Raw genomic sequence first — 14025 nt, 5'->3', positions numbered from 1 at the left:
AATGTATAAAATAAAAAATACGAGACTCAAACTTGAATCCCGTATTTCCATTTACACAAAATATTTTATAGTGCCTTTTTTTATTTGATATCTCTATTTCTGATTGAAGAATTATCAATATCGGATTGTAATATCTTCAATGGGGATAAAAAAAGAGTCGCATGATTTTCTTATGCGACTCTAGATTATATGCATTATTGTGTAATATCTGGTTATTTATAACTTTTGAATTTCTTCCGATGAAAGTCCGGTAGCCTTTTGGATAGCTGTTATGTCTACTCCCTGTGATTTCAGATTGCTGGCAATTTCGAGCCGTTCTTCCATACGTCCTTCCATACGTCCTTCCATGCGCCCCTCCATGCGTCCTTCCAGTTTTGCTCCATCTAATACATCATTTTGTATCATGATGGCACTGAGGTGCTCGTCGTAGGCATGCTGTTCTTCTTTAGACATATTGTAATAAATAAGTTTCCTGCGTGCTTCTTCCAAACCGGGAGCTTTTGTGTCGGGGCGAATACAACCGGTTTTCAGGTACTCAATCCATTCTTCCAATGGGGTGACAGCCACTTTATCGAATTCATTCACACGAATTAGAAAATATTCCGGAAAGATTTCTGCTGGAACCTTATGGACGATAGCATCTTTTTCTTTGGTAGTCACTTCCAGCCTATCTCCTGTGTGCACTCCGATGAAGTTGTTTTGTCCATGATACAAATAATCTTCTCCCTTGCCGATGTCAAAGTACAGAATACTGATGGAGTATATTTTTTTCACTGCGTAGTAGCGTTCACCTAAAGAGATATGTTCTGTGATCGCTTTTGCCACTCCATACAAGATACGTTCCAGATAATAGAGCTCCCGTGTGTTTTGGATCTCTACAATGATAATTTCATCCTTACTGTTTTTGGCTTTAATGTCTACCCGGTTGAATTTATCATCGATTGTTTGTTGGTTACTCTCACTTTCCAATATCTCTATGATTTTCACGTTTTCTCCTAAGAGGACAGTCAAGAAACCTTCCAGTACGCCGAAATTTGCCTTTTGGCGGAGAAGCCTTTTCACAGCCCAGTCAAAGCGTATATATTTGTCTTGTTGTTCCATATCAATTTAATTTTTAGGTTATTGCAAAGCTACGACTTTTTTTTAGATAATGGCTACTCTTTGACTTTATATTTTCAGTGAATGAATCTGTGCATATTTGGCAAATTCATCAGGGGCAATTTAAATTATTCCATAGTAGAGAGTTGATTATTAACGCTGTCACATTTTAGTATTCCCTTTTATGTAACTTAAAGCAGGAGTAAAAATGTGGCAGCGTTTTAGATTGAAATTTTAGGTCGTTATTATTCCTTATTTTTCTGTGTCACTTCAATGCCTTCCGGCCAAATAGCTTTAGCGTATGCTTTTGCATCATTACCGTTTTCTGTATAGTCTTTCGCTATATCCCCTTTGCCTTCATTAAACTTCCAATAGGCTTTTAAACCTGTAGTTTGAGGATCGACATCATACATATTTTTGTAAATTTCTTCTTGTGAACGTATCACGTTCCATATTCGTACTTCGCAGATTTCACCATCTAATTGACGAGTCATATCCTCTGGCTCACCATAGGAGTGTCCTATTTTAAACATAAAGTCCTTTCCTTGGGTTTGCTTGCCCAAATTAATGGGCTCACCAGTTCCGTAGTCCTCAATAGTACTCTGCAGTTTGCCATCCACGTAGATAGCGGCAGTCTTTGCTTCGGTGTCATAAGTCACGGCTACATGATACCATTCGCTTGGTTGCAACAATTTTCCTTCGTCTGCCTTTGGGAATTTAATCTCGTTGGCGGCAAACTGCAATTGTTGTTTGGGGAATCCTGAATCGCCCAAACGGAACAAACAGTATTGCTCTATACCCATTATAGTTGAGATCTCATTTTTAGGATCGAATCTATTTACCCGGATAATGGCTTCGAAGGTTAGTTGTGTTAGCCCATTTACCACATTAGCCGTAGGGCTGTCTTTTTCGAATCCGGGAACTTCAAAGTAGTTGTTTGAAAGGCTCACTGCTGTAGTAATGGCGCTGGAACGACGTACTATGTAACAAATAGTTTTTGATCCCTTCAATAATCCCATACCTCCTGACGCTTGCTGAATAGTGACAGGTAGCAGGAAATTAGTGTCAATGTCCAAATCCGTGAGGTCGGAGAAACCGATCGTTACGACTTCCGAGTTTACGTCTCCTTTGGGGATGACGACATGTTGTGAAGAAAACTTATAATATTTAGTGTCCAGCATTGCATAATTGGTGCCGAGACGCGCATTATAATAACCTATCAACGAAGGATCTACCTGAAAATTAACATCAATATCTTGTTCGGCAGGGTATGCCAACACAGCAGAAAGCTCTTGCTGCCCTGTCTGTTTGAGATTATTAAATGTGAAGTTAGCTACATCCTTCACTTTTGCCGCATCTATATATACGGCATTGTCAAAAGGAGACGCTTTACTATAATCCTTGTTGTCACATGCCGCTACTAACAGAAGTAGGATTATGACAGAACCTGCAAAAGAGACGAATAATGGAATGTCTCGATGAATATGTTTCGTTTTCATAATATTCTCTTTTTATGTTTTTCTTTCAATTTATCGCAATCATTATTCTTACCAATCTTTGGCGAGGTAAAGATAACCGATGTTAAATTGAGCATGTTCTTTTGTTACTTTTATCTCATAACTGTATGGCCCCAATATTGTTCCCTCTAGAAATGGGGGACGTGGACTTTTACCCCAGTCAAAGCCGTCATCTGCTATTGCGTTAATGAAGTGCAAATATCTATTTAACATACCATATTCATATTCATTTTGTTCATCACTAATCATGTCACTACCAAATACGATAATATTATTCTTTTTACGGTTTTCCCCTTTTTTCCACATTATCGCCTTTTTAGTTGAGGAATTTAATATCCCACCTGCACTCTTGGGATAAAGTGGTACATTTACGCTTCCATATCGTTCAGCGGTTAATCCTGCTATGGGTTTACGAACATAGTCGCTGTATGGGTGTTCGGTTTCCCACGGTTCTATAATTTGTACTTCTTCTTTCTCTGAAACATAACCATGCCATGCATAATCAATATATTTTCCCACTTCTATACCGTCACATAAAGCAGGATCATAGAAAGAAGCAGTAGACTCGTCTTTATCTACTAAAGTCAGCATTTTATCAGGCATTGCGTCACGTAAACTTTTGATAAGTTTGGGATATGAGGTGGTATTCATAGGAGGCATTCCCGCTTTATTATATCCACTGCCTACATCCCAAAGGTTCACACCATCCAACTGGTAAAACCCTACTGCATCTTTTACTTGTTTGGTAAAATCTGCTATTTGGGCATCATTCATATTGCAGAAACCTAAACCTTTACCACCACCTTCAATGCACAGACACACTTTACGTTCGTGATCCTGAAGTGGTCGAATGTAAGTAGTGGCATTCTCTAATACGTACCGGAGATCATTATTCAATGTTAGTATGGCGCGACCGGATTCTTTATCATAACCTACCGTTGCTATCCGCAAGTTGACAATCTTCCCCATACTATATGCTTCAGTTTCCCGAGTTTCTCTATTTGTTCTCTCATATACAAAAATATCTGCAAGTATTGGCTGATAAGTGGAGGTGTTGAGATAGAACACAGAAATAAATCGAGTATCCAAGCTAACTGGATAACCATTTACAGATGTCATATCGCCTGCTTTTTGCCTTGTATTGACTCTGTATCTAAGATATTGCTTCTCTGTTTCACCGTCCGCATTAGTTTGCTCTATGGCAAAGAGTAATTCGTAAGCATCATAATCTGCAGGCAGATTATGTGTAGAAAGCGTAAGTTTGATACTTGATGACTTCTCTTTTCCGGCAGGTATAGTCAGCACGCCTTCGCCCGAGATTATATTCCCTTTGGGGAACACTGCTGATTTTAACAAGGGTTTTTGTCTCCAATGTGCTGCAACCATACTTTCATTAAAAGCTTCAATCTTCGCATTATCTGCCTTTATTTCAGCTTCAAACTCCATACTCATCTCGCTTTCTAATTTGACTGTAACCTTTACATCGCTTGTCGCAGGACGGCTTAACTGATAGAATATTTCATCGACAACTATTTCATCCTCACTGTCATTCGTCAGTTCAATAACTGCTTTTCCGGAGAAGGACGAATTGCTACGCAGCGTACTGCCAATACTTCCCATTGTCGTTTCATCCGGCAATTTACCTGCATCCGCCAAAATAGTATCTTCGGTGCAAGCTGTCGTTCCAACCGCTAGTATCAGAAGCGGGAACAGTATATATATGATAAATTTCTTTTTCATAATCGTACGTTTTTATTTCGACGGATTCATCTGTTGAATAGCCGTACGAGTGGTTTCATAATTCATATTCGCACTATAATAATCGCTGCCGATATTGTGAATGGCAAGGCCTCCAAGTGGCCCCATTGCAGCTACACAATCTGTCATCAGAGGCACTACACTTTGTTTTTCATTCTTTTCGTCTACTATTTGGTCGCCTATACGGGCAGATAATAGAACTTTCTCACGAGGCAGTACATTGCTATCCGGCAATCCGGCAATCAATAGATTTAGTTCGCTCACATTAGTGAGGTCAGCAGTATTTAACACTATGTAGTTTAGCTTTTCAAGGTCAGTAGACTCTATAAAGTCGGGATTACCTTCAAATACTAATAACTTGCCACCACCCGTTGCAGCGGATAGCTTAGAGACGATAAGCTGTGCGGCCTCTTTACGGGCTGCCATTTCAGCATCTGTCCCGCTATATAGACGGACGCCTGTAAAGGCAAAACCATCTAGGTTTAATTTTGTGGCTGCGGCAACAGCTTTATCAAGCCAAGTTCCCAAAGCTGCGGCATCAGTAAAGGTAGCTGCCTGTGCAGCATAATCTACAAGATAGATTACCCGGGTACTCTTTTCACGTAATAGAAGAATGTCTTCACGGTCATTATCACTGATATTGTCTGGATTGCATAAGGCAACAATGTCCAATGAGTCGGGCAGTGAACGAAGGTAACTTCCTTCATTTACAGGTTTCTTCGGAGAATTGTCAAATCGCGTATAAGCTATATAATGCTTACTTTGCTTGTAGGCATTCAATACCTGCATGTAGTTTGCCCAAAGTGCCGGATTCTGATCTTTGGGACTATTGATGTTTACATCTACCGGTTCCGGTTCGTTCCAGTCACTACATGCCGTAGACAGAACGCACGCTAAGAGTAATAGAGTGCAGGTAAATATGTTATATATTATTGCTTTCATTTTTTCTTATTTTTCATTCGTATTAATCATACTCATTCATTTCTCATGGATTGGCATAAGGTTTCTTATCCCACCACAACCGTGTGCCTCCGTTGTCAGGGCCTCCTAACATGCCTGTCGCTAGCTTAATATTAGAAAGATTTTCGGAGTACTCGATAGGAGGGTACCATAATCGGCGTATCATGTGATCGGTATCAATGGCACCACCGCTTTTGTTCTTTATTACGGGTAACAGATGCGGATATCCCGTGCGCCGGTATTCGCTCCATGCTTCCACTCCCAAAGGGAAGTTAGCAATCCACTTTTGGGTGATGATACGTTCAAGGTTCCGTTCAAAATAATTATCCCCTTCTTCCCATGCTATGGTGATAGTACTGCGCGGGCCTTCATAATCTGTATATTCATATTGGGGGTCGTCATATGCCTGTGGCATATCGGTTGTATTTGCGGTATATGTATCTGCACCCGTCACTCCGTATTGTTCAAAAGAGAGAGCTATGGCTTGGTTATACAAATCTTTGGCTTCACCTCCCATATTCCATCCCCATAGAGCACCCTCGGCACGTAAGAAAGTGATCTCTGCAGCGTTCATCCACATATAGGGGCTGGTGCTCGTGATGATCGGCTTACTGTATGCTCCTATCATTTCATCTTTAGTGCGCACATCAATACCGATGCGTATTCCGGCATATCCATCCACTTCCATCCATGTTTCCTGATCAGTAACCTTTACTGTGGTAAACATTTTCTCCCGTCTCGGGTCTTTATAACCGTTCATATATGAGATGATATCACCGCCCACACGCTGGTCATTCCAGTTGTTGAACACCATTGCTGCACGATTTTCCTCTACTTTCAAGAAAGCGTTGTCTGCATTTTGGGTAATGACGCCAGCGGTTACGGCTTCTTCGGCTATTCGCCGGGCTTCCTCTTTCATCTCCGGTACGTATGTCAAACGCATTGCCATACGTAGTTTGAGCGAATTTGTGAATTTGAGCCATTTGGAGAGATCCCCCTGATAGACATCATCAAATTTGCGGAAGGCTTCTGTACTTAAATTAAGATTCTCTTTAAGCACATCACTCACTTCGTCTAACTCCTTAAACATTTGCTTGTATACCTCTTCCTGTGAATCGTATGGTACGGTCAGAGAAACCTCACCGGTTTTAGAAATGATTTTGGAATAGGGAATAGGCCCATACATGTCTGTCACCCGGTGCATGATGGTAACACGCAGTAGTTTTCCTAATGCTAATGCGACCGGATCTTCTGTTTCGTCGAGCAAGTCACGATAGAACGGGTAAGTACGTGTGATAAGATCAGAGAAAGGCGCTTCCTGCCAGTCTGTTGGCGGATTGTATGTCTCAAATTTGGCTGTCCACTCCACAGTACAGCCGATATATCCGGAGAAAGCTCCGGCGGCAAGTGCTTCGACAAATTGGTAAAGATGCTCCTCCGTAGGAATAACCAATCCCTGTAATCCTTTGAGACTGGCACCAACATTGTATCCTTCACGGCCCAACTCTTCCTTGTCCACCTGATAGTCCTTCTGGTTTATTTTGTCAAAGTTGTCTATACACGCAGTTCCGACAAGAACAAATAGTGCAAGTGAGAACAACTTTATAATAGATGTAGTATGTTTCATTATAGCTGTTTTTTATCCGTTAAAAGTTTATTTTCACATTAAAACCGATATTGCGTGTACTCGGTAGCATAAAGTAGTCGATTCCTTGATAATAATTGCCGGTTGTGGCAACCGCTTCAGGGTCGAAGGGAGCTTTGTTATATATCATACAGAGGTTGCGTCCTACAACGGACACCTGTATGTCACATACATCATGTAACCATTTACGGGGGAGGGTATATCCTATAGCTGCTTCCTGTAGGCGTACGTTGGTGGCGCTGTAGGTATAATATTGTGGCAATCCCAGCTGGGAACCAATGGCGGTGAACCATGTCTGTGCATCCACCCTGTTACGTCCGTTTATCAATACGCCACCGTTGTCCCGGGCAATCGCCGAGCTTTCGGACACACCGTATTGATCCATGGCTGCTGCTGTGGCAGAATAAACAATACCGCCAATACGTGCGGTCAACAGAGCACTGACATTAAATCCTTTCCATGAGAATTGATTGCTCCATGCCAGATTACACTTGGGGAAGACGCTTCCCAACTTGATATCAGGTTGATTATTGACTGTTATCAATGCGCCTGCAGGGGAAATTTCCACCATTCCGTTATCATCCCGTTTCAGGTCGGCTTGAGTGTAGAGGTCACCGAGTGACCCTCCCGTTTTCAGGATGAACCGTGCCTTTCCGAGTCCGCCTACGTCCAACCGGTCTTTATTGATAGGCTCACCGGTTTCCGGGTGTATATAATCCTTTACCAGTTCGATAATTTTGTTTTTATTATGGCTAAGCGTAAAGTTCGTTTGCCAGCGGAAGTCTTTTTTCCATGTGTGTCCATAACCAAGAGAGAGCTCGACTCCTTGATTGCGTACATAACCTGTTTGCAAGTAAATGGTAGTATATCCCGAAGATACGGAAATTTTCGGGTCGAATGTCTGGTTGAACGTGTTAGCCAGATACCATGACACGCCAAGGTTGAAGTCCTTGAAGAAACGCATGTCCAGTCCTAATTCCCATGAATTGGTACGCTCGGGTTTGAGGTCGCCGATAGGATAATGCGTTTTGGGTTTCCATGTCTGTGTCGTTTCATCGTACTCAAAGGTAGGTGAGGTCAGGTTACGTGGGTAGGGCATACCGACGGAACTGAATGAACCGCGTATTTTCAGGTAATCGATTGCAGAAGGTAGTTTTACCATTTCGGAGATGATTACCGAAAGCCCCACTGACGGATAAAAGAAACAGGTGGAAGATGAGTTTGCCAGTTGTGATGCCCAGTCATTACGTCCGGTCAACGTAAGGTAGAGCATACTTTTCCAGCCTAGTTCCGCACTCGCGAAAATGGATTGAGTTTGTTCCTCCCATTCATCCTGACGAGCTTTCTTTTGCGTATTGTCGAGATCGAACACGTTAAACACATTAGGAATACCATTGGCACGTATCGGTCCGCGATAACTAAGTTCGTCATACTTATTATCCACGATGCTCGCTCCGACATTCACTACAAGTGAGTAGTCCCCAAAGCGTTTATTGATGTTTGCCAGTACATCGGCGTACACCTGTGATTCATCCGGCTTGGCAATGGCGTAGAATCCCTGGGTACTACCTTCGGTGAGAGTAGTATTCGAACTGGCGTACAACTTTTGCTCATATTTGGTATTGGAGTTATCTACCCGGACACGTCCCGAGACGTTCAGCCAGTCCGTGATGTCGTAGCTTAACGAGGCGGACAGCATGTAACGCTTCTTACTGTTGATCCGTAGATTACGATAGGCTATCCAATAAGGGTTTTGCATACGCAGGTCTCCTTCGCCTTGTGGCCAGTACATGGTCTTGATCTTGCGGGCCGGGTCCCAGCGTTCGAACACTTTTATCAAGTTGAAATCATCTCCACGCGGAAACAGGTAAACAGGAACTATCGGGTTTGAGTAAGCGCCTTGATTAGTCATGTTGCGATCATTCTGAATAATATAGCTCGCTCCGATGTCCAGTTTCAGTTTATCATTCAGGAATGAAGTAGTATTACGGAAAGTAAAATTAAAACGGTTGTAGCGGTTATTCGGTACAATCCCCTCCGAGTTTACTGCGGCTGCGGAAAAGAAGGTCTGGTTCTTTTCTGTACCTGTCGATAAGGTGACGGAATTGGTATAAGTCATTCCTGTGTCGAAAAAGTCACGTGGTTCGTACCCCCTGCGGGATGCATCGTTCAGTAACGGTCCCCAACTCAAATTTGTAGAAGAACCGTCCGATTTTCCTTTACTGCCTGTACCATAACGGTTCTGAAAGCGCGGCATCACAAATGGTTTAGAAAAATCAGTGTTACTGGATACAGAAACCTGCATTTTGCCTACTTTACCCCGTTTCGTGTTAATGACGATAGCTCCGTTGGCAGCGTTACTTCCGTATAGTGCGGCGGCTGCCGCTCCTGTCAAGACCGAGATGCTTTCAATATCGTCCGGGTTGATGTCGGCAATGCTTTCGGTAACTCCCTGGGAACCATTTTCCGTACCGCCGCCACCACCGAAGTTAAACATCGGGATGCCGTCAATCACATACAGGGCATTGCTGGATTGCTCAATAGACTTCGTACCACGCATTATCACTTTGCTGGCTCCACCTACACCGGAAGAACTGCTGTTGATATTGACACCTGCCACTTTGCCATTCAGGCTGTTGATGAAGTTAGCGTCTTTAATTTCTGTCAGTTGATCCGATTTCACCTGTTGCACATTGTAGCTCAAGGCTTTCTGCTCGCGCTTGATACCGAGGGCAGTCACGACTACTTCATTGAGTTGTTTCGTGTCGCTTACTAATTTTACTGCATAGATGTTTTTGTCTGTTATTCTCACAGTTTTGGATGTATATCCCACATAGGTAAAGCTTAATATATTACCTTGGCGGACCACGATTGTGAAATTGCCATCTATGTCGGTGATAGCTCCTTCGGAGTTTCCTTCCACTTTGATATTAACTCCAATTAGAGGTTCATTATTCTCATCAACAACTTTTCCAGTCACATTCTTAATTGGATTTACTTCTGTTTTTTTGTCAGGAACAATCATTATATATTTCCCTTTGAACTCATAAGTGAATCCACTGTCTTTGAGAATTTGTGTAAGGGCGTTCTCTACTGTTACAGCTCTAAGATCAAGATTTAATACAGGCTTGTTCTTTAATTGGGAGTCGTTGTAACCTACAGATAGGCCGGATTGTTTTTCTACTTCTTTAAGTGCTTCAATGACAGATATATTTTTCTTTTGAATGGTGATTGAGGCATCTGTTTGCGCAAAGGAGCTTGTTGTAATGAGCAACAAGCAGAAAAAAAGTAAAAAACTTCTTCCCTTTGCTGTATGGTCTACTATAAATTCATAAATTTGTAGCATTTTCTTAGTATTAGGTTATAAACTAAATTATTTCACGGTGATTAATAGAGTAGAACTCTAATATTGAGAAATTTGATTTCATATCCGGGATAGAGTTCGCCCTCTGTTCCGGATACTTTTTTGCATGGGCGTATAAGGTTAACTAAATTAATAATATTGTTATCTGTTTCTTCCTGTTATCAGGATATTTTTCTATTTGGGGATTAAATAGCAGCGGTCACCTTGTATTTTATAATCCATCTGACCTACTACATTTACTATTACATCCATTACTTCGGATAGCGGTGCTTTATCTTTAAAACGGAAGCTATATTTATCTTCTTTCAGATTCTTCAGGCGATACTCAAAGGTATATGGATATTTACGTTCTAATATAGTTATAATCTCTTTTACATTCATTTCTCTGAATACCAGTTCGCCACGTTGCCAGGCTGTGATGTCATTCATATCGGGAGTGTCCAGATGGTATTGTCGGGTGTGTTTATGATAGGCCAATTGCTCGTTTGGTTTCAGAATCATTTGAGAATTCAAATCATTATATTCAACGAGTACACTTCCTGAAATCAAGGTTGCCGCTATGATCGGATTCTCGGGGTATGCAGCTACGTTAAATTCCGTTCCGAGTGCTGTTACCTGAAAATCGTTCGACTTGACGATAAACGGATGCTTCTTGTCCGGTTTCACTTTGAAATTGGCTTCACCAATTAGAAATACGCTACGGTCTTTACCAGTAAATTCCTGTGGATATAAAAGGGTGCTTTGTGAGTTCAGTTGTACTTTGGTTCCGTCAGGCAAGGTGAGAGTATGTACCTCTGCTGTCGGAATATATTGCTGCAATAAATTGGGTTCCACCTTTTTTCCTATGGTAGAAAGATAGATGGAAGAAGCTGCTACTATAAAGAATACGGCAGCGGCTATTTGCCAGATATGGATCGGGCGGATTCTCCGTTCTTCTCGTACGGAAGGAATACCCGCATTCTTTCTTAATTGTTCATATGATTGATATATATTGGGAGCTTTCCCTTGCTTGTATCCTTCTTCCCACAGATATTGCAATGCTTCGTCTTTCTCGGAAACATGTTCTTCATCTACCAACCATTGGTAGAACTCCTGTCGGGTAGCTTCCGGATAGTCATTCCCGGTAAATAAAGCTAGTATTTTTTGAAAATAGTTCTTCATTTTGAGATAATAATTAGAGCTGTTACATTAATATCTCAATTAACTAAGGCGGACTACTTAAGGAAAAGTGCAAAAAAAAGCAAAAAAGATATTTTTTTCATTTCAAGCAGGGTTAAATAGATATGGTGTTCTACTGTCCGGACTGAAATGTTTAGTTTCTCGGCAATTTCATTATTGCTCATATTTTCGAATCTACTCATCTCAAAAATCTTTCTGCGTTGTTCGGGAAGACGACTGAGGGTTAGTTTGATGATTAGTTGAATTTCTTTGTAGTATATGTCATTAAGAGGATCTTCTGTTTGGGAAAGTTCTTCTACTAGGCTTTTCTCTATTACTTTTTCCTGATAAGCTAATTCTATTTTTTTATGTTTGATAAAATTGAGAGTAGTGCTTTTGGCAAGAGTATAGACATAAGGTTTCAAATTGGGAACTTTTGTCCATATCTCGGGTTGAGTCCATAATTTTGTGAAAACATCTTGGGCAATATCTTCTGCATCTTCTTCGGATTTAAGCAACATAAAGGCGAAATATTTTACTACTGAATAATACTCAGCGAATATTATTCCGAATTGTTTTGCTAGTAATATGTTGTCTTGTTTTGTGGGCATTGAATTTATAAATTATTGGGAATCCAAAGCAAATGTAGGCAAATAAATTTAAGATACGAAGAAAAAGCAAATTGTTTATGAAAAAAGGTAAATAAAAATAGTGACGCTATCCCTGCCGGATGGCGTCACTATATGAGTGGGATGGTGACGGTATCACGTTGGGATGGCGTCACTATTTTTAGATATGTATTCTACCAGTTTCTTTTCACTGTACGGTAACCATAACCGGTGATTACAAGGAAGCAGATGAAGGGGAGAATGAATGAAACATTTACAGCCGGTAACCAGGCTATCTTTTCCATATCGATGATACTTGCCTGTAATGGGGGAAGAACTGATCCTCCGAGAATGGCCATAATCAATCCCGCAGCTCCAAACTTAGCATCATCTCCCATACCTTTCAGTGCAATACCATAAATGGTGGGAAACATCAATGACATACAGGCTGATACAGCTACTAAGCAATACATTCCATAAATGTTTTGCAAGAAAATGGTACCTAATGTGAAAATACCTCCGAAGATAGCGAGAATCATCAGTAATTTACCTGCGTTGAGATAGCGCAGAATGAATGTACAAATGAAACGGCTGATACAAAATATCACCATTGCTACGATATTATATTGCTGTGATAATACTTCCGCACTTTTCTCGTCCATGCCTTGTGACATGAACAGGCGTGTTCCATATTGAATGATGAAAGTCCAGCACATAATTTGCGCACCTACGTAGAAGAATTGTGCAATTACCCCTTCACGATAACGCATTTGGGTAAAGATACGTTTCAGTGTGGGGAAGAAGTCTATTCTATGATTCTGATCTCCATTTTTCGGCATTTTTACGAATCGTATCAGGAGTAACATAGCTACAATGATAAGTCCGATAATGAGATAAGGAGCAATCAGGACGCTAAGATCGCTTTCTTTGATCGCTTGAAATTCGTTGTCGCTAAGCAATGCGCGGTCTTCAGTACACATCGGATGTAACTTCGCTTGGATAAATTGCATGGCTACATACATTCCGAGAAGTGATCCCATCGGATTGAAAGACTGTGCAAGGTTTAAACGCCGGGTAGCTGTTTCTTCTGTTCCCATAGAAAGAATATACGGGTTACAACTTGTCTCGAGGAAGGACAATCCGCAGGTCAGGATGAAATAGGCAATCAAAAACGGATAATATTCTCCCATCATTTTAGCGGGAAAGAATAAAAATGCTCCGAAAGCATACATTCCCAGTCCTAACAAAACACCAGCTTTGTAGGAGTATTTGCGGATGAATATGGCAGCCGGGAAAGCCATTGCAAAGTACCCTCCATAGAAGGCAACCTGTACCAATGCTCCGTCGGTGGCACTCATCCGGAAAATCTTGGAGAATGCCTTTACCATCGGGTTGGTAATATCATTGGCAAATCCCCATAATGCAAAACATGAGGTAATGAGAACAAAAGGTATAAGATAACTGATGCCATCTTTCGAGAGGATGGACTGTTTGGGGTGTTTCATGGTTGTTTCTGGTATTTTTTTAAGTGTTATACAAATGGAACATTCTCTCCATCGGTTTCCATTTCTCCGCGGAACTCATTCCGGGAACGGCTTGCTGGAAGATGGCCATATATTCTTCCCACTCCTGTTGGCGGGGAAGCGTATTCAGGCGCTCCATTGCTGTGTCCCAGTCAAAATCAAGGGGAGTTTCGACAATCATAAACAGTCGTGTTCCCAAGATATAAATTTCCATTTCCAGAATACCGACTTCCCGGATACCGGCAAGGATTTCTGGCCATGCTTCCGCCTGACTATGTCTTTTTCGATATTCTGCGATCAGTTCCGGAGAATCGCGTAAATCGAGGGTTTGGCAATATCGTTTGACGGGAACGTCGTAAGATTGAACCTGATAACCGGTTTGGGGTGTTTCCAT

The 14025-nt window shown here is 41.4% G+C and carries 10 protein-coding genes; all 10 read right to left on the bottom strand.

The annotated features are described in order from the left end of the window. Positions 1-216: 216 nt before the first annotated feature. The 10 genes from I2I04_RS14715 to I2I04_RS14670 all read right to left on the bottom strand — a co-directional run bounded on the left by I2I04_RS14715 (position 217) and on the right by I2I04_RS14670 (position 14025). A complete protein-coding gene (locus tag I2I04_RS14715) occupies positions 217-1101 on the bottom strand; it encodes an Rpn family recombination-promoting nuclease/putative transposase (protein WP_195655339.1) in 885 nt (294 codons plus the stop codon). A gap of 242 nt (positions 1102-1343) precedes the next feature. Beyond that, on the bottom strand, positions 1344-2597 hold the full coding sequence (locus I2I04_RS14710; protein ID WP_195655338.1) for a DUF1735 and LamG domain-containing protein: 1254 nt from the start codon (positions 2595-2597) through the stop codon (positions 1344-1346). Positions 2598-2645: 48 nt separating this feature from the next. Further along, positions 2646-4355: an ABC transporter ATP-binding protein gene (locus I2I04_RS14705; protein WP_195655337.1), complete on the bottom strand. Its 1710-nt coding sequence runs from the start codon at positions 4353-4355 to the stop codon at positions 2646-2648. A 12-nt stretch (positions 4356-4367) separates the two neighbouring features. Further along, positions 4368-5315: a glycoside hydrolase family 18 gene (locus I2I04_RS14700; protein ID WP_195655336.1), complete on the bottom strand. Its 948-nt coding sequence runs from the start codon at positions 5313-5315 to the stop codon at positions 4368-4370. A 43-nt stretch (positions 5316-5358) separates the two neighbouring features. Then, on the bottom strand, positions 5359-6960 hold the full coding sequence (locus I2I04_RS14695) for a RagB/SusD family nutrient uptake outer membrane protein (protein ID WP_049702540.1): 1602 nt from the start codon (positions 6958-6960) through the stop codon (positions 5359-5361). Between the two features lie 19 nt (positions 6961-6979). Next, a complete protein-coding gene (locus I2I04_RS14690) occupies positions 6980-10324 on the bottom strand; it encodes a TonB-dependent receptor (RefSeq protein ID WP_195655335.1) in 3345 nt (1114 codons plus the stop codon). Positions 10325-10516: 192 nt separating this feature from the next. Continuing rightward, the gene (locus tag I2I04_RS14685; protein ID WP_195655334.1) at positions 10517-11503 is read right to left on the bottom strand and encodes a FecR family protein; all 987 of its coding nucleotides are present in this window, start codon (positions 11501-11503) and stop codon (positions 10517-10519) included. Between the two features lie 53 nt (positions 11504-11556). Next, positions 11557-12111, bottom strand: a complete 555-nt coding sequence (locus I2I04_RS14680; RefSeq protein ID WP_143259912.1) for an RNA polymerase sigma-70 factor — start codon at positions 12109-12111, stop codon at positions 11557-11559. Between the two features lie 191 nt (positions 12112-12302). Continuing rightward, positions 12303-13613: an L-fucose:H+ symporter permease gene (gene fucP, locus I2I04_RS14675; protein ID WP_143259911.1), complete on the bottom strand. Its 1311-nt coding sequence runs from the start codon at positions 13611-13613 to the stop codon at positions 12303-12305. Positions 13614-13632: 19 nt separating this feature from the next. Then, positions 13633-14025: an L-rhamnose mutarotase gene (locus tag I2I04_RS14670; protein ID WP_195655333.1), complete on the bottom strand. Its 393-nt coding sequence runs from the start codon at positions 14023-14025 to the stop codon at positions 13633-13635.

The sequence above is a fragment of the Bacteroides sp. 1001136B_160425_E2 genome (genome assembly GCF_015559655.1).
In the GTDB taxonomy this organism is placed as follows: domain Bacteria; phylum Bacteroidota; class Bacteroidia; order Bacteroidales; family Bacteroidaceae; genus Bacteroides; species Bacteroides luhongzhouii.
This window is presented reverse-complemented; position numbering and strand designations above follow the sequence as displayed.

Coding starts and splice junctions, on each gene's coding strand:
- I2I04_RS14670 (WP_195655333.1), bottom strand. CDS start 14,025: ATGGAAACACCCCAAACCGGTTATCAGGTTCAATCTTACGACGTTCCC.
- I2I04_RS14700 (WP_195655336.1), bottom strand. CDS start 5,315: ATGAAAGCAATAATATATAACATATTTACCTGCACTCTATTACTCTTA.
- I2I04_RS14710 (WP_195655338.1), bottom strand. CDS start 2,597: ATGAAAACGAAACATATTCATCGAGACATTCCATTATTCGTCTCTTTT.
- I2I04_RS14690 (WP_195655335.1), bottom strand. CDS start 10,324: ATGCTACAAATTTATGAATTTATAGTAGACCATACAGCAAAGGGAAGA.
- I2I04_RS14695 (WP_049702540.1), bottom strand. CDS start 6,960: ATGAAACATACTACATCTATTATAAAGTTGTTCTCACTTGCACTATTT.
- I2I04_RS14715 (WP_195655339.1), bottom strand. CDS start 1,101: ATGGAACAACAAGACAAATATATACGCTTTGACTGGGCTGTGAAAAGG.
- I2I04_RS14680 (WP_143259912.1), bottom strand. CDS start 12,111: ATGCCCACAAAACAAGACAACATATTACTAGCAAAACAATTCGGAATA.
- fucP (WP_143259911.1), bottom strand. CDS start 13,613: ATGAAACACCCCAAACAGTCCATCCTCTCGAAAGATGGCATCAGTTAT.
- I2I04_RS14685 (WP_195655334.1), bottom strand. CDS start 11,503: ATGAAGAACTATTTTCAAAAAATACTAGCTTTATTTACCGGGAATGAC.
- I2I04_RS14705 (WP_195655337.1), bottom strand. CDS start 4,355: ATGAAAAAGAAATTTATCATATATATACTGTTCCCGCTTCTGATACTA.